The following is a 24,022-nucleotide window of genomic DNA, read 5'->3' as shown; positions in this document are numbered from 1 at the left end:
TCAATCCCCCTTGCCTGCAGTTTCTTCCAGCTCCGCCGCGTCTTTGCGCTGGGCTGCGACCAGCTCGGCGAGCGTGTTGACGGAACGAAAATAGTCGCGCACGCGCGCGTCGTCGGCGGCGATGGTGAGCTTGTAGCGCTGGCGCAGCACGATGCCGATTTCGAGCGCATCGATCGAATCGAGCCCCACGCCGTTGGTGTCGAACAACGGAGCGTCGTCGTCGATATCGTCGGGCGTCAGGTGTTCCAGATCGAACGCTTCGATCAGAAGCTGCTTAATTTCCAGTTTTAAAGAATCCATGATCGAACAGGTTCTGGGTAATGTGTGCCTCAACTGCACGGGTGACGCTACGCGCGGCGAGCGCGGGCGGCATCTCGTGCGACGCGAGCCGCTCGACACCGACGGGATCGAGCACATTCACGGTGATGCGGAAAGGCCGCTCCGGTACGTGATACCAGCGCATCTGCTTCGTGAAGGCGGGCGGATCGCAATGCATGAGAACGGGGATGATCGGCGCGCCCGCTTCGAGTGCGATGTACGCGAAGCCGCGCGAAAAGGCGCGCAGCCGGTTCGGCGCGGGGCTGCGCGACCCCTCGGGAAAAATGATCATCGTGTAGCCCGCGGCGATCTGCCGTCGGCAATCCTCCACGAAGCCGGCGGGGTCGACGTTGCTCACATATTCGGCAGCCCGAACGATACCCCAGAAGCATGGGTTGCCCCAATGAGCGTTTTTCACGACGCAGCAGGCGCGCGGTGTAAGCGCAAGCAGCACGACGACGTCGAGATAGGTGGGATGGTTTGCTACGACGATGGCCGGCGCCCCCGAACGCAAGACCTCGACGCCGGCCACGTCGAGTTCCATCACGCCCATGCGCTTCAATGCGTCGACGAGCGCGCGAAAGAACCAGTGGATCACCATCGTGACCGCGCGTTGACGCGACGCGCGGTGCGGCCACAGGCTCGCGAACGGAAATACGAGAAGCGAGAAGAACAGTCCGCTTATTCCGAAGACCGTGAAGCTGAGGCCGGTGGCGAACAGACGCCAGGCACGATTAAACCGCGCTGACATGCCACCCCCACTGCCAGGTCGCGCCGGCGTGTTGCCACGCGGCCGCAGATTGCGTATCGAGACAGTGATGCACCGCTTCGCCTTGCGTTTCGAAACGCGTCACGCCTGCGCGTTCGGCATCCGGTTGGTGCTCGGCCTCGCAGACGGTGCATGCGAGATGTCCCTGCGCGAGCTGACCCGCGCCGAGCAGCAGCGCGAGCGCGCCCTGCTGCACTTCGTGATCGACCTCGCCGTACGCACCGTTGGCCGGTTCGTCCGCATAGACGAGAAGCACCGGCACGGCCGGTTCTTCGGTGTACTGCGCATAGGCTTCGAGCAATGCGTAGCCGAGCGTTTCGGGGCCGGCGGAAATGGCGTTTGCGGGCGAGCGGTCCTGCCTCGCAATGCCGAAAAGCCCGGACATGGCGTTGAGCACCGAGAGGCTGAAGGCGTTCGGCAGCACCGGCTTGCCGGTCTCGATGCCGTGCAGGATGTCGGTGGTACGTCGCAGTTCGCCGTGCCTCGATGCGAACACGATGCGTACCTGCGGCACGTTTTGTACGCAATCGTGGGCGACCTTCAAGGCCATCCGCGAAAGCGAACTCAGCCGGCGGCGCATCATCGGATCGATGAAGGCGACCTCGGCTGTTTCCGCAGAGGTGGAGGACCAGAAAGACCACCGGGCTACCGGCAAGGTCCACGACAAATCGGGCATATCGACATTCGGTGTGGGTAGCCGCATCGTCCAGGCTACACACCGAAACGACGCTTGGAAGCGTTTTCACCCGCTCACGCTGAGGCTGCGGGGCCTTCTCTTACCGCGTATTAACGGCATCTGGCGCGGATTATTTAGACCAAATCAAAAGACCGGCAATACACGCTAAGCAGCGCCAACTTCTTTTGCGAAAGGTTTGAAAGAATTGCCGTAGCGCTTATGCGGCAAAGCGGTCTCCTTCGATTCACAGTGCATGCATTTACGGACCGCCGTTCGGCGTTTTGCACGAATGTCGTGACTACGGCGCACGTTCGCGTCCGGAATCTCGCCCATTCATCTAATCCGCGCCAATAAGCGGTCGATTATCAGTTGGACCACACTGAAAATCTGTCAAATCTTGTCAAAATAGTCCACAAAAACGGTAACGCCTTTGAATGACTAAACCAATTCCACACGCTTCGTCAATTCGTGACGACGTGAACCGACATCACGAAATGCCTACCGGAACGCCCGCCGCGCAATCGACAAAATACCTACGCGGAAGGCAATGCTTCGCGCAACGTAATGAAATGCAATTGCTCGCGTTCAGCTGCGGCGAACACCTGCGGAAGCATGGAGAGGATGACGGGCCGTCCGTCCACTCCGTTCGCGGCGTTGCCGTCGTGGGCGAGCAGTATATCGCCCGCGGCGAGCTGATGGACGAGGCGTTGCGCGACGACGTCAGCGCGTGTCTCCCGCGTATCGAAACCTCGCCTCGTCCATGACGCAAGGCGCAGGTCGAAACGCTGCAGAACCGGTTCGAGAAATACGTTGCGCAAGCCCGCCGGCGCACGGAAGAATCGCGGCGGCTCGCCAGTCAGGTCGGCAAGCGTCTCTTGAGCCGCTTCGATCTCGCGTGCCAGCACGCCGGGACCGCTGACCGAGAAGGTATGCCGATGCCTTTGCGAGTGATTTTCCACCGCGTGACCGCGCGCCACGATCTCGCGCGCGAGTGCCGGATACCGGCGCGCGTGCTCGCCGATACAGAAGAACGTTGCGCGCACGCCATGGCGGTCGAGAAGATCGAGCACCTGCGGTGTGACGTGCGGGTCCGGGCCGTCGTCGATGGTCAGCGCGATGGCGCGGCGTTCGCTAGCGGCGGCCGGCAATCGCGTCCAGTTGGGGCCCAGCATCGACGAGCGCGGCCATAACCCCGCCACGGTGACAACGGCGTGATTCGCAAACGTGCCGGCCAGCCACCACGGCCAGGCGGCCGGATGGACCACGCATCCGGCCGCCGCGAACGCATGCCAGGCCGCGGAAAGCGTCAGCGCGGGCGGTTGCTCCATAAAGGCGCGCGGGCGCAGACGCCCGTTCAGGGCACCCAGCTTCAATCCCGCAGACGAATGGGGTTCAGGCATCGGACTTCTCGAGCCGCAATGTAAAGAGGACCGCAGAGAGTAGCAAAGTTGCGGGAAGACGCCAAATAGGCGTGCATGCCGCGAGGGTGACTCCGTGCTCGCTATCGGACCAGCATTTCAAAATGCGGCCGGCTCGTTCGCACCGGTCAAACGCGGATGACGGAACGACGGGAACCGCGACCGAAGCGTAGTCATTTTGTGATACGGCGTGACGCACGGGCGCGCTATATCGCGAAAAAGAAAAAGCCCCGTGAGTCGTCAAACTCACGGGGCTTTGTCACCGCTTTTGGCGGAGACGGAGGGATTCGAACCCTCGATCCAGGTTTTGGCCCAGATGCTCCCTTAGCAGGGGAGTGCCTTCGACCTCTCGGCCACGTCTCCCGAAAACTTCGCTCGCGCCAGGGAGGCAGCGCGACGAAGCCAAGATAATAGCGGTTCCGTGCTCACAGGTCAATTTGTGGCGCACAGATTTTGCGTGCGTTGTCACTGACCTGTCATGCCCATTCTCAATTGCGTCATTCGCGCATGCTGCTTCGTTTTACGCGTCAATCATGGCGTGACGCACCTTGCTGTGAGACCGCGGCCGTCGGTCAGCGGGTATCTCGCGTCAGGCCTGATCGAGCTCGAACACCTTGTGCAAGGCGCGCACGGCCAGCTCCATGTACTTCTCGTCGATGAGCACGGAGATCTTGATTTCGGAGGTCGAAATCATCTGGATGTTGATGCCCTCTTCGGACAGCGTACGGAACATCTTGCTCGCGATACCCACGTGCGAGCGCATGCCGACGCCCACCACCGAAACCTTCGAAACCTTCGGATCCCCAAGCACCTGCTCGGCGTTCACGTGGCCCTTCACCTGATTGGTGAGAATGTCCATCGCGCGCTGGTAGTCGCCGCGGCCCACCGTGAACGTGAAGTCGGTCTTGCCCTGCACGCTCTGGTTCTGGATGATCATGTCGACGTCGATGTTCGCGTCCGCCACCGGCCCGAGAATCTGATACGCGATGCCCGGCTTGTCGGGCACTCCCATCACGGCGATGCGGGCCTCGTCGCGCTGGAACGCGATACCCGAGATGACTGCTTTTTCCATGGTCTCGTCTTCTTCAAAAGTGATCAGGGTGCCCGAGGTCATTTCCTCTTCGAGCGGCATGAGCGGATCGGTCAGGCTCGACAGCACCCGCGTCTTCACCTGATATTTGCCGGCGAATTCGACCGAGCGGATCTGCAGCACCTTGGAGCCGAGGCTCGCCATTTCCAGCATTTCCTCGAAGGTGATCCGGTCGAGCCGGCGCGCCTCTTCTACGACGCGCGGATCGGTCGTATATACGCCGTCGACGTCCGTGTAGATCAGGCACTCGTCGGCCTTCAGCGCAGCGGCCACTGCCACGGCGGAAGTGTCCGAGCCGCCGCGGCCGAGCGTCGTGATGTGGCCGTCCGGATCGATGCCCTGGAAGCCCGTGATCACGACGACCTTGCCGGCATCGAGGTCGGCCGTTACGCGCTCGCTCTCGATGTCGCTGATACGCGCCTTCGTGAATGCGCTGTCCGTTTTGACGGGCACTTGCCAGCCCGTGTAGCTGACCGCGTCCACCCCTTCTTCCTGGAGCGCGATCGCGAGCAGACCCACACTCACCTGCTCGCCGGTGGCGGCGATCATGTCGAGTTCGCGCGGGCTCGGGCGAGCCGAAATTTCCTTGGCGAGACCGAGCAGCCGGTTGGTTTCGCCGGACATCGCCGACGGCACGACGACCATGCGGTGGCCGGCCTTGTGCCATTTTGCGACGCGCTTCGCGACGTTCTTGATGCGCTCGGTCGAGCCCATCGAAGTGCCGCCGTATTTATGTACGATGAGTGCCATTGTCGTTCTGAACTGGAGAGATAACCGCGCTGGCGCACTGTGGAAGTGCCGCGGGGCCGACGTCATCGGCACCGAAGCGCGGCGAGCCGCCGGGAGCCTACGCGTGTCGCGCTTCGGTGCCGATGACGCCGCACGACCGACGGCGTAAATGCAGCGCGTGCAGCACGCGCGGATTTTGCCCCTGCACGCGGTACAGCCGTTCCGGCTCCGCATGCCCTACCCGCGTGACGGCCCTGACGCCTGCCGGATGCTGCCAGGCACAGGTCCGCGCCCGACGCTCGTGGCGACAAAAGCGGGTTGGGGAAACGCATTACCCTACCCGATCGGTCGCAAAAAGACAAGCCAGGCGGACCGGGCGCGCGGTCGAAAACGCTTATGGGGCAACGATTTGCGGCATCGCCTCGCGAAGCCGCAGGACGTAACGCGAGACCGCGACGAGGCAGGAACGGGCGACGACGACACCCCGGACATGCCATGCGCCGCTGCGTCGCACGCACCGTTCAGGCGACCAGCAGATCCGCGCGCCACTCGATACGAAAGTGGCGCGCCGAACGCGCGCGACTACGCCCGCTTGCTGCCGCGCGTTTGAGCGCAGCGTGGTTCACGCCGAGCCACGGCACGAAGAGCAGCGTATCGCCGGCAAAGATCAGCGGGACGTCGCGCTTCCATGCCGGCACGCCCCGCTCCTGGAAGAGGTTTTTCAGCGTGCGGCTGGGGCCGTCCGGGCTTGCGCGCATCCGCTCGCCGCCCGCGCGCGACCGCGCCGATAACGGCGCCTGCAGCAACGCGGCTTCGGGTATGGCGTCCGCTTCGCCCTCGGCGGCCGGCACGAACACGAATGTTCCGCGCCACTGAGGCAGGCGCCAGACGGCTTCGCCGCGCCACACGAGCACTGCGGGTGCACGCCCGGACAACGACGTTTCGTCGTGAGGCTCCGTGCTATCGCCCGCCTCCCAGAACACGAGGCCTCGATAGCTGCGCAGCGTCTGCCCCGCATGGTCCACACGCAGTTGGCGGTCGCCGTCTGCCGTGTGCAACTGGCGCAGTGCATCGGCGAGACGCGCAGCCGATGCCGCGGGCATGCCTAACGTGCGCATCCAGTAGCGCAGCAGATTCGAGGCGCGGTCGTCGTCGAGTGAGAGCAGCGCTTCGCGTGCCAGCGCGCGGCCCTCGTCGCGGGCCGCCTCGCGCAGATCGATGCGGGCGAGGTCGTCGAGCAGCCGCTGGGCCGAAGCGGCATGGGCAGCGGTACGGGCCAGCGCATCGCGAAAGCCTGGAAAGCGTACGGCGAGCGCCGGCAGAATCTCGTGGCGCAGCGCGTTGCGCGCATAGCGCGTATCCGCGTTCGATTCGTCGTCGATCCACGGCAAGGCGTGCGCCTCGGCGTACCGCTCCAGCTGGGCCCGCAGCAGGTGTAGCAGCGGCCGCACACGCATGACGCCGTGCGGGGTCTCGCGCGACGGCGCCATCGCCGAAAGCCCCGCCAGACCCGCCCCGCGCAGCAACTGCAGCAGCACGGTCTCGGCCTGATCGTCGGCGTGCTGTGCGAGCCAGAGGGCGTCCACGCGATGCTGTGCGCACATCTCGTCGAGTGCTTCGTAGCGCAGTTCGCGCGCGCGCGCCTCGATGCTGACGCCCGCTTCGCGGGGCACTTCGACACGCCGTGCGTCGAAGCTCACGCCGCGCGATTTCGCGAACGCCTCGCAATGCCCGAGCCACTGATCGGCATTGGCGCTGAGTCCGTGATGCACGTGAAGCGCGACGCAACGCGAGGCGCCTGCTACGCGCACCGCGGCATCGAGAAGAACCGTGGAATCGAGCCCGCCGCTGAAAGCGACGCCCACCCGCGCGTGAGACGGCAACGCCGCAAGCGCAGTGCCGACCGCGTCGAGAACGATGCGGTCGGCACTCGATTCAGCGGGAGTCACCACGTTGGCGCGGCGCCAGCGCGCCTCTCACGGAAGAAGATACGGGCTCGACGTCAGACTCACGCGCCCGGCGTGGTCTGCTTGTACTTGCCGTAGGACATCAGCCGGTCGAAGCGGCGCTCGCGCAGGTCCGCGATGCTCATGCCCTGGAACTGGCGCAGCGTGTCGGCCAGCGCGCGGCGCAGCAGCGCCGCCATGCCCTTGGGATCGCGGTGCGCGCCACCCAGCGGCTCGTTGATGATCTTGTCGATGAGACCGAGCGCCTTCAGCCGATGAGCCGTGAGGCCCAGCGCTTCGGCGGCCTCGGGAGCCTTCGCCGCGCTCTTCCACAGAATCGACGCGCAGCCTTCCGGCGAGATCACCGAGTAGGTCGAGAACTGGAGCATCAGCACGCTGTCGGCCACGGCAATGGCCAGCGCGCCGCCCGAGCCGCCCTCGCCGATCACGGTGGCGATGACCGGCGTCTTCAGCTCGGCCATCACATAGAGGTTGTGTCCGATTGCCTCGGACTGACCGCGCTCTTCCGCGCCGATGCCGGGATAGGCGCCCGGCGTGTCGATGAACGTGAAGATCGGCAGACCGAATTTCTCGGCAAGGCGCATCAGGCGCTCGGCCTTGCGATAGCCTTCGGGACGCGGCATGCCGAAGTTGCGCGCCGCGCGCTCTTTCGTGTCGCGGCCCTTCTGGTGGCCGATGATCATGCAGGGCTGACCGTTGAAGCGGGCAAGCCCGCCCACGATCGAGAGGTCGTCGGCGAAAGAGCGGTCGCCGTGCAACTCGTGGAAATCGGTGAAAAGCTCGTTGACGTAATCGAGCGTGTAGGGACGCTGCGGATGACGCGCAATCTGCGAGACCTGCCACGGCGTCAGGTTGGCGTACAGATCCTTGGTGAGCTGCTGGCTCTTCTTCGACAGCCGATCGATCTCTTCCGAAATATCGACGGCCGAATCGTCCTGGACGAAGCGCAGTTCTTCGATCTTTGCTTCGAGTTCCGCAATCGGCTGTTCGAAATCCAGAAACGTGGTCTTCATTGGTTGTAATCCTTGGACTTACCGGCAGCGCGTATTCTAACCGCGCCCAACGCCATCAAAATCGGCTCGCAACTATTGAATATCACTCGCCGATAGTACCGATTTAAAACGGCACCACATCGAATGCACACGCGCCTTGCGGGGCGCGCGTCACGCTCCCGCAGGCAATGCCTCGAGACTGCGCCACATGTACCAGGTCGCGACCGTACGCCACGGCTCCCAGTTCGCCGCCACCTCGCGCGCCTCGCTGCGCGTGACCGGCTCGCCACTGAAGTAGTTGACGCTGATGGCGCGAATGAGGCCGAGGTCGTCGAGCGGCAGCACGTTGGGACGCGAGAGATTGAAGATGAGGAACATCTCCGCGGTCCAGCGGCCGATGCCGCGAATCTGCGTGAGCTCGGCAATCACGTGCTCGTCGTCCATCGACGCCCACTTGCCGACGTGCAGCGCGCCCGACACGAAGTGCTGCGCAAGATCCAGGATGTATTCCGTCTTGCGTTTGGAAAGGCCGCACGCCGTGAGTCGCTCGTGACCCAGTTTGATGAACTGCTGCGGCACGAGCTTCGCGCAGGCGTCTTCGATACGCTGCCAGACGGCTTGCGCCGCCGCAACGGAGATCTGCTGCCCCACCACCGAACGCGCGAGCGTAACGAACGGGTCGCCGCGTGACAGCAGATGCACGGGGCCGAATTTCGGAATCAGCTTCTTGAGGATGCGATCGCGTTTCACGAGGTCGGCGCAGGCCTTGTCCCAATACGCGGGGCGCGTCACTTCGGGCGCGAGACTGCCGATCTGCACGGGCACTGCCGCTTCCGTGGCAGTCGATGCGCGACTCTTGCGCACGATCTCACCCTCGTGCGCGGCATCGACGACGAGCTCGCTCGTAAGGCGATCGTTGTCGACGTGCTGCGCGCCGAGTGCGCCGTTCGCCTTCTGGCGCGCAGTCTTTCGCGCGCTCTTCAATGCGCGCGTTTCTTCCTGCGTCGACTTTGCGACGCGCGGCGCGCCTGCGGAACCGTTGAGCTTGCGCTTCGACGGCGTGCCCGATGCGTCGCCATTCGCCGCGCCGGCCGGGGCTTTCGCCGCCTTTTTCAATGCGACCTTCGCCGCGGCCTTCATCGCGGTCTTCGCGGCGGTGCTCCCTGTCGTGCGCGTTGCGCGCGTGACTCGCGCCGCCTTCCCTGCGGCCTGAGCGCTCTGCGACGCGGCTCGTTTAGCCGCCGCCTTCGTGGCCGTTGCCATCCTGCCTCCTGCCTGGCGAGTCGATCAGTGGGTAGTCGACGGCGCTTAAACGCGGCGCCACTCGGTCAACCCGCCCGGTTTGTCTTCAAGTGCGATGCCGGCTTCGAGCAGTTCCGCCCTGATCCGGTCCGCTTCGGCGTACTGCTTCGCCTTCTTGGCCGCCGCACGCTCGGCGATCTTCGCTTCGATTGCGTCGGCATCGAGACCGCCGGCGTCCGACACGCCCGCTGCCTGCTGCAGATACGCACGCGGATCGCGACCCAGCAGACCCACGATTGCAGCAAGCTGCTTGAGTTGCCGCGCGAGCGCGGCGTCGCGCGTGCGGTTCACCTCGGTGGCCAGTTCGAACAACACGGCGACAGCCACCGGCGTATTGAAGTCGTCGTTCATCGCCGCACGAAAACGCGCGGCATACGCCTCGTTCCAGTCGAGTTCGCCCGCGTCCGGCGTCACGTCTTTCAACGCCGTGTAAAGACGCGTGAGCGCGTTGCGTGCGTCGTCGATATGAACGTCACTGTAGTTGAGCGGCGAGCGATAGTGCGCACGTGCGATAAAAAAGCGCACGACTTCGGCGTCGTACTTCGCGAGCACCTCGCGGATCGTGAAGAAGTTGCCGAGAGACTTCGACATCTTCTCGTTGTCGATCTGCACGTAGCCGTTGTGCATCCAGTAATTGACGAACGTTTTGCCCGTCGCGCCTTCGCTCTGCGCGATTTCATTCTCGTGGTGCGGAAACTGCAGGTCCTGCCCGCCGCCGTGAATGTCGAAGTGTTCGCCGAGCAGCGTGCAGCCCATCGCCGAGCATTCGATATGCCAGCCGGGACGCCCGCGCCCGTACCGCGAATCCCATCCGGTGTCGGCGGGCTCGTCGGGCTTCGACTGTTTCCACAGCACGAAGTCGAGCGGATCCTGCTTCGCATCGTTCGCCGCCACGCGCTCGCCCGCGCGCAAATCTTCGAGCGACTTGCCCGAAAGCTTGCCGTAGCCGGCAAAACGCCGCACCGCGTAGTTCACGTCGCCATCCGCAGCACGATACGCGTAGCCGTTCGCCTCGAGCGTCTCGATCATGCCGAGCATCTGCGCAATGAAGTCGGTCGCGCGCGGTTCGATGTCGGGCCGCGCGACGCCGAGCGCGTCGGCGTCTTCGTGCATCGCATCGATGAAGCGGGTCGTGAGCGACTTGATCGTCTCGCCGTTTTCGACAGCGCGACGAATGATCTTGTCGTCGATGTCGGTGATGTTGCGCACATACGTGACCTTGTAGCCGAGTGTACGCAGCCACCGCTGGACGATATCGAACACCACCATTACGCGCGCGTGACCCACATGACAATAGTCGTACACCGTCATGCCGCAGACGTACATCCGCACGGAGCCTTCCTGAAGCGGCACGAAAGGTTGCTTGTCACGGGCAAGCGTGTTGTAGATGCGCAGTGATTCCATAGAGACGATGCGTGGGCCGAAAGACGTCCGCGTGGCGAATCGTGCAAGCCGCGGGCCGAGTGACGGCGCCGGGGACAAACACCGCAAACTGGTACAGCCGGTGCTGTGCGGGATTGCGATCAGGCGGAGACGACCGAGGGTGACGAACAATGAGTCTGCAGTTCGGCGAAAACGCGCAGACCTTTTGTTAGAATGGGTCGGAGTATAACACCCCGACCTCTCCCTATGAAATCTTCCAGCGGCCGCGCGCGACACGCTGCAACCCTCGCCGCGACGGCCTTCGCGGGCCTCACGTTCGCGCTCGGCAGCACGGCCGTCCATGCACAGACGAAGGCCGTGACCGACGGTACGCCGCAGATCGATGCAGCCATCGCGCAGAAGGACTGGGCGGGCGCGCTCAAGGACCTCGACGCACGCATTGCCTCGAATCCTCGCGACGCACAGGCGCGATTCAAGCGTGCCACCGTGCTCGCGCGCCTGAATCGCGACGACGAAGCCATCACCGCGTTTACCGAGCTCACGCAGATGTATCCCGAGCTGCCCGAGCCGTACAACAATCTCGCGGCGCTTTACGCAAAACACGGCCGTTACGACGAGGCGCGCGTCGCGCTCGAAACGGCAGTGAAGGCCAACCCGTCCTATGGTCTCGCCTACGAAAATCTCGGCGACCTGTATCTGCGTCTTGCCGACGCCTCGTATCGCCGCGCGCAATCGCTGGGACGTGCGAGCGCGGTCACGCAGCAGCGTCTTGCCGACCTGCAGAAGATCGTCTCGCCGCCGGTCGTCCCGCGCCGCGCGAAGAAGGCCGCGGTCGAAGACTATACGAACCGCGCGTCGTCCGACCTGACGAACAATCCCGCCTTCACCTTCGGCGGCCCCACCGGTTCGCTCGCGGTGCCGCCGTACATGGCGCCGTCGCAATGAGCGGCGCGTCACACACGCACCGTTTTTTCCAACCCGCTTTTCCAACGCATCCCACTCCGAGGATCTTCATGAAATGGTTGATGCTGGCGCTCGGCAGCGCCGCCCTGATTGCGAACGCTCCCGCCTTCGCGCAATCCGCGCAGACGGCAGCGCATCCGCAGGTCCTGCTGCACACGTCCGATGGCGACATCCGCGTCGAGCTCTATCCCGAGAAGGCGCCGAAAACGGTCGCGAACTTCCTCGACTACGTGAAGTCCGGCCAGTACAGCGGCACGATCTTCCACCGCGTGATTCGCGGCTTCATGATCCAGGGCGGCGGCTACACCACGAGCTTTGCTGAAAAGCCGACGCGCGCGCCCATCCCGCTCGAAAGCCAGAACGGCCTCAAGAACGTGACGGGCACGATCGCGATGGCGCGCACGAGCGACCCGAATTCGGCCACGGCCCAGTTCTTCATCAATACCGTGGACAACGCCGGTCTCGACTATCCGAACCCGGACGGCAACGGCTATGCTGTGTTCGGCAAGGTGACGTCGGGCATGGACGTCGTGAAGAAGATCGAAGCCTCGCCCACCACCACGCGCGGTCCGATGTCCGACGTGCCGCAAAAGCCCATCGTGATCGAATCGGCCACGATCGTCGGCAAGTAAGAAGCGGGCAAGAAACACGCAAGAAGGGGCAGGTCGCCCGCTCGTCATCAGGGCGGACGGCTTGCGCCATCCGGACCACTCCGCTCCCGGCGCGGCACTGCCCGGCAAGTTTTCACGCCACATGGCTGTTTAACCCCGCGCCGCTCTTTCACCCTCCCCTCGCAAGGATTCCATCATGGTCGAACTGCATACGAACCACGGCGTCATCAAGCTCGAACTGGATGCCGAGAAGGCACCGAAGACGGTCGAGAACTTCCTGAACTACGTCCGCAAGGGCCAATACGACAACACGATCTTTCATCGCGTGATCGACGGCTTCATGATTCAGGGCGGCGGCTTCGAGCCGGGCATGAAGCAGAAGCCCACCGACGCGCCCATCGACAACGAAGCCAACAACGGCCTCAAGAACGTGAACGGTTCCATCGCGATGGCGCGCACGAACGATCCGCATTCGGCCACGGCGCAGTTCTTCATCAACGTGAACGACAACGACTTCCTGAACCACTCGTCGCCCACGCCGCAAGGCTGGGGCTACGCCGTGTTCGGCAAGGTGGTGGAAGGTCTCGACGTGGTCGAGAAGATCAGGAAAGTGAAGACGGGCTCGAAGGGCTTTCATCAGGACGTGCCGGTGGACGACGTCGTGATCGAAAAGGCCGTCGTTGTCGAATAAGCGGTCAACGCGCGTCGATAGCGCCTCGTCGACCCGCATTCGATGAGGCGCCCACCGCGTACCGACTGACGCCCCATGCTGCAGGAAAAATCATTACGAAACGCCGCTGCGGGCGTGCCCGGCGAGGGCAAACGCCCGCACGCGGCACGCCCGTTTCTGTTCATCTCGGACCTGCACTTAAGCGACGCGATTCCGCGCACGGCCGCGGCCTTCGAGCACTTCATCCGCGTCACGGCGGATCAGGCCGACTCTGTGTTCATCCTCGGCGATCTGTTCGAGTATTGGGTTGGCGACGACATGCTCGCCGACCCTTTCGTGAAACGCATGGTCGAGTTGATGCACACGCTTTCCGAGCGCGGCATCGCGCTTTACGTGATGCACGGCAATCGCGATTTTCTGCTGGGCAAGCGATTCATGAAGGCGGCCGGTGCCATCTGGCTGCCGGACCCCATCGCCATCACCGCCTTTGGCACGCGCATCGCGCTCGCGCACGGCGACGCCTTATGCACGGCCGACCGCGGCTATCAGATCTTTCGGCGCTTCGCGCGCAACCGTCTGCTGCAACTGCTGTTTCTCGCGTGGCCGTTCAGCTGGCGCCGCGCACTGGCCGAACGCATGCGCAGATCGAGCGAGGCGGGACGCGAGCGTCCACCGTTGCCGCGCTATGACGTCACGAAAAAAGGCGTGGATGCGCTCTTCAAGCTGAGCAGCGCGGCCGTGCTCATTCACGGGCACACGCACCGGCCTGCGAAGCATCGCGAGTCGGCGGGCACGCGCTGGGTGCTGCCCGACTGGGAACTCGATCACGGCACACCGCGCGGGGGCTACCTGCGCGTCGACGCCGAAGGCTTCAAGATGATGCCGCTCGATTGACGAGCGGTTCGCCGACGGCCAGTTTGCTCGCACTCGTGAGGAGTCGAGCGCCGACAGTCAGTCGCGTACCGCCGTCGTACTTTCGGCTTGCTCTGCCACCGTGCTGTCTGCCCGCTCGGCGCTACGAGCCGCACGCTCGCCGCTACCGCTTCCTTCGATCACGGCAGACAGTCGCCGCAGGTCCACGAGCGCCGCATCGGCGCCATGCAGCGCCTCCAGCTTTGCGCCAAGCCGCTCCAGCGCCGCGACGATTTCGTCGACGCGCTGCGTTTGCGTCGCCGCGTGGTCGATAAGTCCGTGAATGGCGAGCGAGACCGGGTCATCGGCGTTCGGCGTAATGCCGTAGGCGCAAAAGCCCGAGCGTGCCGCGGCTGGGCGCTCGCCGCGCGCGGGCTCGGTTCTCGCGGGCAGAATCACGCGTGCGGGATTGCCCACGGCCGTACCGCCTGCCGGCACCGGCTTGATTACGACCGCGTTCGAGCCGATCTTCGCTTCCGCGCCGATCGTGAAGCCGCCCAGCACCTTTGCTCCCGCTCCCACGATCACGCCGCGCTCCAGCGTGGGATGACGTTTCGCGCCGCGCGTGAGCGACGTACCGCCGAGCGTCACGCCCTGATAGATCGTGCAGTCGTCGCCTACTTCAGCCGTTTCGCCGATCACGACACCCATGCCGTGGTCGATGAATACGCGCCGGCCGATCGTCGCGCCCGGATGAATCTCGATGCCGGTCAGAAAGCGCGCCACCTGCGAAACGAAGCGGGCCATCCAGCGGCGCTTCGCGCGCCAGCAGGCATGCGCCACACGATGCAGTACGAGCGCGTGAAGCCCCGGATAGCACGTGAGCACTTCCCAGGCGCTGCGGGCGGCGGGATCGCGCTCGCGGATCGTGGCGATATCTTCGCGAAGTCTCGTGAACATGGCAGTGACGCTCGATAGGTGGGCAACGGCTGCGCACGGCAGACGACGCGCAGCGGCGGCGAACAGCGACAGCAACGAATGGGGCAACAGCGACGACGGCAGCGATAGCGATAGCCGCAACGGCAACAGCGTCGACAGCCACCGCCAACGCATTTTTCCTGCTTTACTTCGAACGGTTCATGGATTGTAGGCGATCGGCAGCCGCCCGCCGGGTAACCCCTTTTGCGACGGGGTTGCGTCTCAGGACGGCCCCTGCCCGGGATCGCGTGACCTCAGCAGCAGGATGTGTTTGGCGATACCGCGGATGATGTTGACCTCTTCCCGCTCCAGCCCCGAGCGGCTGAAGAGGCGCCGCAGGCGCGACATGAGTTTCTTGGGGTTCGCGGGATCGAGGAACTCGAGCGCGATGAGCGCGTTCTCCAGGTGCACGTACATCCGCTCGATTTCATCGTTCGCGGCGAGCGTCCCCACGGTCTGCGCCGGTCGCCTCGGCGCCGATGCAGTCTCGCCGCCCGCATCGAGGTAGGCCATCCTCAATTCGTACGACAGCACCTGGACCGCCTGGGCCAGGTTGAGCGAACTGTAGGCCGGATTGGCGGGAATATGCGCCAACGCGGTGCAGCGTTCGACGTCTTCGTTCGACAGCCCCGTTCGCTCGTTGCCGAAAACCAGCGCGATGTCGCCTGTGGCGGTGAGCCGGCAGGCCTCGCCGGCCATGGCGCGCGGCGCCCCGGGCGGCGGACCGTATTCGCGCGACCGAGCGGTAAGCGCAAGCGACCAGTGCACGCCGGCCAGCGCCTCGGCGAGTGTCGGCACGACATGCGCGTTGGCGAGCACGTCGTCGGCGCCACTCGCCATGGCAATGGCTTCGGGATCGGTCTGCACTTGCGCCACGCGCGGCGCAACGAGCACAAGCCGCGAAAAGCCCATGGTTTTGAGCGCGCGCGCCGCCGCGCCGACGTTGCCTGGATGGCTAGGCTCCACGAGCACGAAGCGGGTCGACGTAAATCCGCCGCGCACGGGACTGATGCCTTCGGCCGCAGCCTCCGGCGTTGCTACTGAAGATGTTCGAGACAAGACCACGATTGAACTGGCTATCCATGATGCGAAAAAGGGTATGGTAGCGCGAGGCCCGGCCGGGCGCGCCCTGGCCGGATGGCCAACGGCAACGGTCCGTGCGCAGGCTCGCCGCGCAACCGCGCCGCGAGCCGCAGAGGCCCCGTCCTTCAACGGGGGCACGGAGTCGGGTAAAATCACGCTGTTTCGCGCGCACCATTGCCGGTGCGCATCGCTCTTCTTCAATTCGTGTGTCGTTGGCAGGACGGCTGCGAGGCGCGCCGGGCCGGCCGCTTCAAGCTGTATCGCCCACTTTCGTTACATCCGGCGGACCGCTCCCGTGGCGCCGGCATAAGGATCCTGTCTCATGCATCCCATGCTCAACATCGCTGTCAAGGCCGCTCGCCGCGCCGGACAGATCATCAACCGCGCATCGCTCGATCTGGACCTCATCCAGGTGAGCAAGAAGCAGCACAACGACTTCGTGACCGAAGTCGACAAGGCCTCGGAAGCCGCCATCATCGACACGCTGAAAACCGCCTACCCCGATCACGCGATCCTCGCCGAAGAGTCCGGCCGTTCGGAGAACGAGTCGGAGTACCAGTGGATCATCGATCCGCTCGACGGCACCACCAACTTCATTCACGGCTTCCAGTATTACTGCGTGTCGATCGCGCTCGCGCATCGCGGCATCGTCACCCAGGCCGTGGTCTACGATCCGACGCGCAATGACCTCTTCACGGCGTCGCGCGGCCGCGGCGCGTTCCTCAACGACCGCCGCATTCGCGTGGCCCGCCGCGACCGCCTTGCCGATGGCCTGATCGGCACGGGCTTCCCGTTCCGCGAAAAAGATACGCTCGACGCTTACTGCCGCCTGTTCGCCGAAATGACGACCGCCTGCGCAGGCCTGCGCCGGCCCGGCGCCGCCGCGCTCGACCTCGCCAATGTCGCCGCGGGCCGCGTCGACGGCTTCTTCGAGCAAGGCATCAGCGCGTGGGACATGGCCGCAGGCAGCCTCCTCGTGACCGAAGCCGGCGGGCTGGTCGGCAATTACACGGGCGACTCGAACTTCCTGAATCTCGGCGAAATCGTCGCCGCCAACCCGAAAATCTACGCGCAGATGGTGCCCATTCTCTCGAAGTACAGCCGTACGAAGACGGCCTGACCGGACGCGCATGTCGGCGCCACCGCGCGCCGCGCGAGGCGCTTCATGACGCGCCTTTCGCGCACGCGCTATGATCGCAAAGCGGCTTCGGCCGCTTTTTTGTTTGGCGCGGCGATTGCGTGCCCGCCTGCAAGCTCGCGTGCAGTACCCGATCTCGCGAACCCAGCGTCCACGCGCTCGGCGCGTGGTGTCTCGCCGGCAGTGCACGTATCCGACGGTTTCTCGGCCCCGCTCCATGAAAAAAGGCTTCTACACGATCATCGCCGCGCAGTTCGTCTCGTCGCTCGCGGACAACGCGCTGCTCATCGCCGCCATCGCCCTTCTCGCGGTCATCCGTTCGCCGTCGTGGATCACGCCGCTGCTGCAGATCTTCTTCACGATTTCTTACGTGCTGCTCGCGCCTTTCGTCGGCGCCTTCGCAGATGCGCTGCAAAAGCGCCACGTGATGTTCATCTCCAATGCGCTGAAGGCAGGCGGTTGCCTGCTGATGCTCGTGGGCGTGCACCCCATCGTGGCATACGGTGTGGTCGGCTTCGGCGCGGCGGCCTATTCGCCCGCCAAGTACGGCATTCTCACCGAGCTGCTGCCGGCCGAGCGGCTTGTTGCGGCGAACGCGTGGCTCGAGTCGGCCACCGTGCTCTCGACCATCGTCGGCACGATGCTGGGCGGCGCGCTCGTGAGCGCCTATGCGGGCAAACTGGTGACGCACCTCGACCTGCCCGTCATCCGCACGGCTGCGGACCTCGCCATGTTCGCCGTGATGCTCGTCTACGCGGCCGCGGCACTGATCAACATCGGCATACCGGATACCGGTGCGCGCTATCCCAACCGGCTCGCGCATCCCGCCAAGCTGACCAGCGACTTCCTGCATTGCTTCCACGTGCTATGGGCCGACAAGCTCGCGCAGATCGCGCTGTGGGTCACCACCTTGATGTGGGGTGCCGCGGTGACCCTGCAGTTGCTGGTCCTCAAGTGGGCCGATGCGAACCTCGGACTCTCGCTTTCGAAGGCCGCCGTCATGCAAGGGGTAACGGGCCTCGGCGTCGCACTGGGCGCCGCCGCGGCGGCGGCGTGGATTTCGTTGCGCACGTCCCTTCGTGTGCTGCCAATCGGCATGCTGGCGGGCATCGTCACGATAGCAATGGCGTTCTACAGCAAGAGCCTGTTTCCACCGGACGCCGGCATCCGCGTCGCGAGCTTTACGGTGCCGCTCTACATGCTGTTCGCCTGGCCGCTGATGATTGGACTCGGCGGGCTGGCGGGCTTTTTCATCGTGCCGATGAACGCCGTCCTCCAGCATCGGGGCGCCGCTCTGCTCTCGGCAGGCCACTCCATCGCCGTGCAGAACTTCAACCAGAACCTGGCGGTGCTTCTGATGCTCGGCGCTTACGCCCTGCTGCTCATTGCGAAGCTGCCGGTGCAATGGATCATCGTCGTGTTCGGATCGTTCGTCACGTTCATGATCTGGCTCGCGAAACGGCGCAGCGCGGCGAACAGCCGGGAAGTGGATATGCGGGCGCTGGTGGAGGAATGAGACAACCGCGGCGCGGTGCGGCGCGTCGTGACGCGACGCGTGTGCCACCCGTCGAATCCCCTAGAATGTAGGGCTTGTTTTCGGCGTTCGCTTCGAATATCCGCGCCCGCCGCCGGCGTTCATCTCGATGTGTGGCAGCGCCAGGCGGGAGAGCCGCATGAACAGCCGGATGCGCCTTTGCAAAAGGGCGTTGGTCGTCCGGTCTATGGTTCGGCGACTGCGCGCGAAGTATAGTCGTCGAACCGAAGCTGCAGGTCGCCGTTTGCGCCCCTCAACAGGCGAGGCACAGCCGAAACGGAAGCGAATGTCCGCAAATGTCCGAACACGCCTTTCAGCAATCGATTGAATGAAAACAGAATCCAGCGTCGAAACCGTGCCTGAGCAGACCCTCGCCGCGCACACGCCGATGATGCAGCAGTACCTTCGCATCAAAGCCGAGCATCCGGGCACGCTCGTGTTCTACCGGATGGGAGACTTTTACGAGCTCTTCTACGACGACGCAGAGAAAGCCGCACGGCTGCTCGACCTCACGCTGACGCAACGCGGCGCCTCGGCCGGCATCCCGATCAAGATGGCCGGCGTGCCGCATCACGCCGTCGAGCAATATCTCGCGAAGCTCGTGAAGCTGGGCGAGTCCGTGGCCATTTGCGAACAGATCGGTGACCCGGCCACCTCGAAAGGGCCAGTGGAACGCAAGGTGGTCCGCGTGGTTACGCCGGGTACGCTGACCGACGCCGCGCTGCTCGCGGACAAGAGCGACGTCTACCTGATGGCCGTGTGCGCGGGACACAACCGGCGCGGCGTGGTGGTCAACGTGGGCCTCGCGTGGCTCAATCTCGCAAGCGGTGCACTGCGTCTTGCGGAAGTCGCGCCCGACCAGGTAGCCGCCGCATTCGAGCGCATTCGCCCCGCCGAAATTCTGGTTGCCGATGCTCCCGCCGACGCAAACGCGTGGTCGCCGCCATCCGGCTCGTGCGCGTTGACACGCGCACGAACGAAGAGGACATCGCGGCCGCGCTGCGCACGACGCTGCAAAAGTTCGAGCATCAAACGGGCCTGGCCGCGCATCTCTCGGTGAACGACGACGGCGTGCCGCTGCCCGCCGACGTTCAGGTCCAGGTGCTGCACGTGGTGCAGGAAGCGCTCTCGAACGTGCGCAAGCATGCGCACGCCACGCAGGTATGGGTGAAGGTGAAGCAGGCGCCGCAATGGAGCGTCGAAGTCTGCGACGACGGCTGCGGCTTCGCCGCCGAAGAGCGCGCCGGCGACCCGACGCATGTGGGGCTGCGCATCATGCACGAGCGCGCGGACCGCGTGGGCGCGACGGTCACCGTCACATCCACGCCGGGTGCCGGCACGCGCGTCGTGCTCACGCTGCCCGAACCCCGGAGGCTCGCCGCATGAACACGCCCGCCTTGAGTACCTCCGTGCGCAAGCCCGTCCGCCTGCTCGTGGTGGACGACCACACGCTGTTTCGCCGCGGCCTGATCGCGCTGCTCGCCTCCGACGAACGCTTCGAGGTGGTGGCCGAAGCTGGCGACGCCGGCGAAGCCTACCGCCGCGCGGCGGACACCCAGCCCGACATCATCCTGCTCGACAACCATCTGCCCGGCGTGAGCGGCGTGGACGCGCTCGCGGGCCTCAAGGAGGCGGCGCCGCGCGCGGGCGTGCTGATGCTCACGGTGAGCGAGGACGAACGCGATCTGGCGGCCGCCCTGCGCGGCGGCGCACGCGGCTATCTGCTGAAGACCGTGGACAGCGACGTGATGGCCGACGCCATCGTGCGCGCCGTGGCCGGCGAATCGACGATCAGCCCCGAGATGACGGGCAAGCTCGTGAGCGCGTTCCAGCAGTTGCAGGCCGCGCCCGCGGCGCCGGCCGCCGAAGCGGAGCGCGACCCCATCGATACGCTTTCCACGCGCGAGGCCGAGATTCTCCAGCACATCGCGCGGGGCGCCACGAACAAGGAAATCGCGCGCGCACTGGCGATTGCCGAGACCACCGTGAAGATTCACGTGCAGCACATTCTGCGCAAGCTGAACCTCACGTCCCGCGTGCAGGCGGCGGTGTATGCGGCGGAACGGGCGGTGTGATCAGCGTACCGACGCCTCGCGCTTCACCATCTCGGCCGCCATCCGCTCCACTTCTTCCGCGCTGCAAAGCCGCGTGCCGGACGTGAGCAGCGTGGCACTGGCCGCGGCCAGCGCGTAGCGGAACGCGTCGTCGAGGCCGGCTTGCCGGTTCAGTGCCCACACCATCGCGCCCAGAAAGCTGTCGCCCGCGCCGATCGAACTCGAAACCGGCACGTCGAGCGCCGCTGCGCTGAGCGTGCGGTCTTGCGTAACCAGCAACGCGCCGCGCTCGCCCAGCGTGAGCGCCACCATTTGGGCGCGCCCTTCGCGCACCAGCTGTTGCGCCGCCTCGCGCCATTCGGGCTCGGCGGCGAGCGGCCGGCCCGTCAGCGTGCGCAGTTCGCCCAGGCTCGGCTTGACGAGATAGACGCCGGCGTCGAGCGCCGCGGCCAGCGCGGGCCCCGACGTATCGACCACCACGCGCGTGTCGCGCGCCTTTGCTGCCTTGGCGAGTTGCGCCCACGCATCCGCAGGCAGGCCCGGCGGCAGACTGCCGCTCAGCACGAGGTAGCGCGGCGCGGGGTCGAGCGAAGCCAGATAGTCGGCACAGGCCTGCCATTCGCGCGCCGTAACGGTAGGCCCCGGCAGCACGAAGCGATACTCGCGGCCCGTCGACGTTTCGCGCACCGAGAAGTTTTCGCGTGTCTCGTCCGCTATGTCGATACACACGCCGGCCACGTGCTCCGCGTCCAGCAGTTCGCGCAGCATCTGCCCCGTGGCACCGCCCGCCAGGTAGAGCGCGACGCAATCACTCGCGTTGCCGGCGTTGCCGCTGAGCCGCCCGATCACGCGTGCCACGTTGATGCCGCCGCCGCCCGGGTCGCGCTGCGCGTGCGTGCAGCGCATCTTGTGCGATTCGACGAGCCGCTCCACGGAGGTCGCGACATCCACCGCGGGGTTCAGCGTGACCGTGAGAATCGCGGGTGCGGGGTGTTTGGCTGCGTGGTGAGGGGTTTGCATCGGTTCGCGCGTCGTCTGCGTCATTGAGCGGTTTTCTTCGAAGCGGCCGATTCGGCCACCGCCACGCGGCGCTTCACGGCGATGAAGCTGTCCGGGCTCACGGAGATCGAATCGATGCCGCACGCCACGAGGAATTCCGCGAACTCGGGGTGGTCGCTGGGCGCCTGGCCGCAGAGCCCCACCTTGGCGCCGGCCTCGTGCGCCTGCGTGATGACGTTGCCGATCATCCACTTCACTGCTTCGTCCTGCTCGTCGAAGAGACCGGCCAGATCCGCCGAATCGCGGTCCACGCCGAGCGTGAGCTGCGTGAGGTCGTTGCTGCCGATCGAAAAGCCGTCGAAGCGCTGCGCGAAGGCCTTCGCCAGAATCACGTTCGACGGAATCTCGCACATCACGTAGACCTGCAAGCCGTCCTGGCCGCGCTTGAGTCCGTTCTCGGCCATCACCTGCAACACGCGATCGGCCTCTTTGGTGGAGCGGCAAAACGGAATCATCACGATCACGTTGGCGAAGCCCATTTCGTTGCGCAGCCGTTCGATGGCACGGCATTCCAGCGCGAAGCCGTCGCGGTAGCGCGGCGAGTAATAGCGCGACGCGCCGCGAAAACCGAGCATCGGGTTTTCTTCGGCGGGCTCGAACTCGGCGCCGCCGACGAGGTGCGCGTACTCGTTGGTCTTGAAGTCGCTCATGCGCACGATGACGGGCCGCGGATAATGCGCCGCCGCGATGCGCGCAAGGCCGCGTGCGAGGCGCTCCACGAAGTACTCGGTCTTGTCTTCGTAGCCTTCGGTGAGCGCCGCGATGGTGGCCTTCGCGGTTTCGTCCGCGAGCGTGTCGTAGCGCGCGAGCGCCATCGGATGAATCTTGATGTGGTTGCTCACGACGAACTCCATGCGCGCCAGCCCCACGCCATCGGCGGGCAGGCGCCACCAGCGAAACGCCGCGCCGGGATTCGCGAGGTTCAGCATGATCTTCGTCTGCGTGGCCGGAATGCCGGCGAAGTCGATCTCTTCCACTTCGTATTGCGCAATGCCTTCGTAGACGAAGCCGTCGCGGCCTTCGGCGCAGGAGACGGTCACTTCCTGCTGGTCGTGCAGCAGATGCGTGGCGTTGCCCGTCCCCACGATGGCGGGCAAGCCCAGCTCGCGGCTCACGATGGCCGCGTGCGAGGTGCGTCCGCCGTGGTCGGTGATGATGGCCGCCGCGCGGCGCATGATGGGCACCCAGTCGGGGTCGGTGGTCTCGGTGACGAGCACGGCGCCGTCCACGAAGCGGTCGATGTCGCGCGGGCTCTCGATCACGCACACCGTGCCCGCCGCCACCGCTTCGCCGATGCTCACGCCGGCCACCAGCTTGCGCCCCGCCTGGGTGATGCGGTAGGTCTTCACGGCGCTCGCTTCGCGGCGCGACTGCACGGTCTCGGGGCGCGCCTGGACGATGAACATCTCGCCCGTCAGTCCGTCTTTGGCCCATTCGATATCCATCGGCTGCCCGTAGTGGCCTTCGATGATGCAGGCCCAGCGCGAGAGCGTGAGAATTTCGCTGTCGGCAAGCACAAAGGCGGCACGTTCGGCCTTCGATGCCGGCACGTTTTTTGTGGGCGGCGTGGCGAGCGCGGCTTGAGCATCGGGCTTCGCGTAGACCATCTTCTGCGCCTTCTCGCCGCGCTTCTTGCCGATGATCGGCACGTGCGCCTCGTCTTCGAGCAACGGCTTGAAGACCTCGTATTCGTCCGGGTCCACGGCGCCCTGCACCACGTTTTCGCCCAGGCCCCATGCGGCGTTGATGAGCACTGCCTTGTCGAAGCCGGTTTCCGTATCGATGGAGAACATGACGCCCGCGCCGCCCACGTCGGAGCGCACCATCTGCTGGATGCCCACGGAGAGCGCCACTTTCAGATGGTCGAACCCTTTGGCCTCGCGATAGGCGATGGCGCGGTCCGTGAACAGCGACGCGTAGCAGCGACGGCAGGCGTCGAGCAGCGCGCGTTCGCCGCGGATGTTCAGGAAGGTCTCCTGCTGGCCCGCGAAGCTGGCGTCGGGCAGGTCTTCGGCCGTGGCGCTGGAGCGCACGGCCACGTCGAGATCGTCACGATGGGCTCGCGCACAGAGGGCGCGGTAGCCGGCGCGGATGGCGTCGGCCGTGTGTGCGGGCCATTCGCCGCGCAGGATCGCGCGGCGAATGGCGTCGCCCGCTTCGGCGAGCGTGAGCTTGCCGTCGGCGAGTTCGCGCAGCGTGACGGCGAGCGTCTGGCGCAGACCGTTCGCTTCCACGAAATGCCAGTACGCGGCGGCGGTGGTCGCAAAACCCGGCGGCACCTTCACGCCGCTCGCGCCGAGCGTGGCCACCATCTCGCCGAGCGATGCGTTCTTGCCGCCTACGGTCGGCACGTCGCCGCGCCGCAGGTCTTCGAACCAGACGACCTGCGTGGTATGCGTGGCCATGGCGCGCTCCTGTCTTACGAATGTGCAGACA

The 24,022-nt window shown here is 65.2% G+C and carries 22 protein-coding genes, 1 tRNA gene and 1 pseudogene; 10 read left to right on the top strand and 14 right to left on the bottom strand.

The window, feature by feature from the left end; all coding sequences use genetic code 11:
- The 10 genes from U0042_RS08825 to cysS all read right to left on the bottom strand — a co-directional run bounded on the left by U0042_RS08825 (window position 1) and on the right by cysS (window position 10,665).
- On the bottom strand, window positions 1-300 hold the full coding sequence (locus U0042_RS08825) for a phosphopantetheine-binding protein (RefSeq protein ID WP_114810622.1): 300 nt from the start codon (window positions 298-300) through the stop codon (window positions 1-3).
- A complete protein-coding gene (locus tag U0042_RS08820) occupies window positions 275-1,069 on the bottom strand; it encodes a lysophospholipid acyltransferase family protein (protein ID WP_114810621.1) in 795 nt (264 codons plus the stop codon). Before U0042_RS08820 ends, U0042_RS08825 begins: the two co-directional genes overlap by 26 nt.
- Window positions 1,053-1,763 carry a beta-ketoacyl synthase chain length factor gene (locus U0042_RS08815; protein ID WP_114810620.1) on the bottom strand — a complete coding sequence of 237 codons (711 nt, stop codon included), beginning with the start codon at window positions 1,761-1,763 and terminating at the stop codon, window positions 1,053-1,055. Before U0042_RS08815 ends, U0042_RS08820 begins: the two co-directional genes overlap by 17 nt.
- Window positions 1,764-2,296: 533 nt before the next feature.
- Entirely contained in the window at window positions 2,297-3,091 is a 795-nt protein-coding gene (locus tag U0042_RS08810; RefSeq protein ID WP_232833351.1) for a polysaccharide deacetylase family protein, read from the bottom strand.
- A 359-nt stretch (window positions 3,092-3,450) separates the two neighbouring features.
- Window positions 3,451-3,544: transfer RNA gene (locus tag U0042_RS08805), tRNA-Ser, on the bottom strand.
- Between the two features lie 226 nt (window positions 3,545-3,770).
- Window positions 3,771-5,021, bottom strand: a complete 1,251-nt coding sequence (locus U0042_RS08800; protein ID WP_114810618.1) for an aspartate kinase — start codon at window positions 5,019-5,021, stop codon at window positions 3,771-3,773.
- 500 nt (window positions 5,022-5,521) lie between these two features.
- Window positions 5,522-6,952: a tRNA lysidine(34) synthetase TilS gene (tilS, locus tag U0042_RS08795; protein WP_198665279.1), complete on the bottom strand. Its 1,431-nt coding sequence runs from the start codon at window positions 6,950-6,952 to the stop codon at window positions 5,522-5,524.
- 56 nt (window positions 6,953-7,008) lie between these two features.
- On the bottom strand, window positions 7,009-7,980 hold the full coding sequence (locus U0042_RS08790) for an acetyl-CoA carboxylase carboxyltransferase subunit alpha (RefSeq protein WP_114810617.1): 972 nt from the start codon (window positions 7,978-7,980) through the stop codon (window positions 7,009-7,011).
- A gap of 150 nt (window positions 7,981-8,130) precedes the next feature.
- Window positions 8,131-9,222, bottom strand: a complete 1,092-nt coding sequence (locus U0042_RS08785; RefSeq protein ID WP_114810616.1) for a DNA-3-methyladenine glycosylase family protein — start codon at window positions 9,220-9,222, stop codon at window positions 8,131-8,133.
- A gap of 45 nt (window positions 9,223-9,267) precedes the next feature.
- The gene (gene cysS / locus U0042_RS08780; protein ID WP_114810615.1) at window positions 9,268-10,665 is read right to left on the bottom strand and encodes a cysteine--tRNA ligase; all 1,398 of its coding nucleotides are present in this window, start codon (window positions 10,663-10,665) and stop codon (window positions 9,268-9,270) included.
- Between the two features lie 225 nt (window positions 10,666-10,890).
- Here cysS and U0042_RS08775 point away from each other — a divergent pair, with 225 nt between their 5' ends.
- The 4 genes from U0042_RS08775 to U0042_RS08760 all read left to right on the top strand — a co-directional run bounded on the left by U0042_RS08775 (window position 10,891) and on the right by U0042_RS08760 (window position 13,782).
- Entirely contained in the window at window positions 10,891-11,589 is a 699-nt protein-coding gene (locus U0042_RS08775; protein ID WP_114810614.1) for a tetratricopeptide repeat protein, read from the top strand.
- Between the two features lie 68 nt (window positions 11,590-11,657).
- Window positions 11,658-12,239 carry a peptidylprolyl isomerase gene (locus tag U0042_RS08770; protein ID WP_114810613.1) on the top strand — a complete coding sequence of 194 codons (582 nt, stop codon included), beginning with the start codon at window positions 11,658-11,660 and terminating at the stop codon, window positions 12,237-12,239.
- A 175-nt stretch (window positions 12,240-12,414) separates the two neighbouring features.
- Window positions 12,415-12,909 (top strand): peptidylprolyl isomerase, encoded by a 495-nt coding sequence (locus U0042_RS08765; RefSeq protein ID WP_114810612.1) that lies wholly within the window; start codon window positions 12,415-12,417, stop codon window positions 12,907-12,909.
- A gap of 75 nt (window positions 12,910-12,984) precedes the next feature.
- A complete protein-coding gene (locus U0042_RS08760) occupies window positions 12,985-13,782 on the top strand; it encodes a UDP-2,3-diacylglucosamine diphosphatase (RefSeq protein WP_114810611.1) in 798 nt (265 codons plus the stop codon).
- A gap of 57 nt (window positions 13,783-13,839) precedes the next feature.
- On the opposite strand, the gene cysE is transcribed toward U0042_RS08760, so the two are convergent.
- The gene (cysE, locus tag U0042_RS08755) at window positions 13,840-14,700 is read right to left on the bottom strand and encodes a serine O-acetyltransferase (RefSeq protein ID WP_327205047.1); all 861 of its coding nucleotides are present in this window, start codon (window positions 14,698-14,700) and stop codon (window positions 13,840-13,842) included.
- Between cysE and U0042_RS08750 the strand changes: the two genes are divergently transcribed.
- Window positions 14,699-14,890 (top strand): hypothetical protein, encoded by a 192-nt coding sequence (locus U0042_RS08750; protein WP_232833352.1) that lies wholly within the window; start codon window positions 14,699-14,701, stop codon window positions 14,888-14,890. The two genes, cysE and U0042_RS08750, sit on opposite strands and share 2 nt — an antisense overlap.
- A 50-nt stretch (window positions 14,891-14,940) precedes the next feature.
- Here the strand turns inward: U0042_RS08750 and U0042_RS08745 are convergent, their stop codons facing one another.
- Entirely contained in the window at window positions 14,941-15,777 is an 837-nt protein-coding gene (locus U0042_RS08745) for an RNA methyltransferase (RefSeq protein WP_114810609.1), read from the bottom strand.
- 346 nt (window positions 15,778-16,123) lie between these two features.
- Between U0042_RS08745 and U0042_RS08740 the strand changes: the two genes are divergently transcribed.
- The 5 genes and pseudogenes from U0042_RS08740 to U0042_RS08720 all read left to right on the top strand — a co-directional run bounded on the left by U0042_RS08740 (window position 16,124) and on the right by U0042_RS08720 (window position 20,548).
- On the top strand, window positions 16,124-16,921 hold the full coding sequence (locus tag U0042_RS08740; RefSeq protein ID WP_114810608.1) for an inositol monophosphatase family protein: 798 nt from the start codon (window positions 16,124-16,126) through the stop codon (window positions 16,919-16,921).
- Window positions 16,922-17,156: 235 nt separating this feature from the next.
- Window positions 17,157-18,455: a lysophospholipid transporter LplT gene (gene lplT / locus U0042_RS08735; protein WP_114810607.1), complete on the top strand. Its 1,299-nt coding sequence runs from the start codon at window positions 17,157-17,159 to the stop codon at window positions 18,453-18,455.
- Between the two features lie 346 nt (window positions 18,456-18,801).
- A pseudogene (locus U0042_RS08730) lies at window positions 18,802-19,443 on the top strand (DNA mismatch repair protein MutS); the annotation flags it as partial.
- 86 nt (window positions 19,444-19,529) lie between these two features.
- On the top strand, window positions 19,530-19,859 hold the full coding sequence (locus tag U0042_RS08725) for an ATP-binding protein (RefSeq protein WP_327205046.1): 330 nt from the start codon (window positions 19,530-19,532) through the stop codon (window positions 19,857-19,859).
- The gene (locus U0042_RS08720; RefSeq protein ID WP_114810606.1) at window positions 19,856-20,548 is read left to right on the top strand and encodes a response regulator; all 693 of its coding nucleotides are present in this window, start codon (window positions 19,856-19,858) and stop codon (window positions 20,546-20,548) included. Before U0042_RS08725 ends, U0042_RS08720 begins: the two co-directional genes overlap by 4 nt.
- Here U0042_RS08720 and U0042_RS08715 read toward each other — a convergent pair whose 3' ends face one another.
- Both U0042_RS08715 and ppsA read right to left on the bottom strand, forming a co-directional pair.
- Complete coding sequence (locus U0042_RS08715) at window positions 20,549-21,547, bottom strand: 1-phosphofructokinase family hexose kinase (protein ID WP_114810720.1); 999 nt, start codon at window positions 21,545-21,547, stop codon at window positions 20,549-20,551.
- 20 nt (window positions 21,548-21,567) lie between these two features.
- A complete protein-coding gene (gene ppsA, locus U0042_RS08710; RefSeq protein WP_114810605.1) occupies window positions 21,568-23,991 on the bottom strand; it encodes a phosphoenolpyruvate synthase in 2,424 nt (807 codons plus the stop codon).
- Window positions 23,992-24,022: the final 31 nt, after the last annotated feature.

The organism is Paraburkholderia kururiensis, assembly GCF_034424375.1.
GTDB lineage: Bacteria > Pseudomonadota > Gammaproteobacteria > Burkholderiales > Burkholderiaceae > Paraburkholderia > Paraburkholderia kururiensis_A.
The sequence above is the reverse complement of the archived record's forward strand: the minus strand, read 5'-3'. Positions and strand labels throughout refer to the sequence as shown.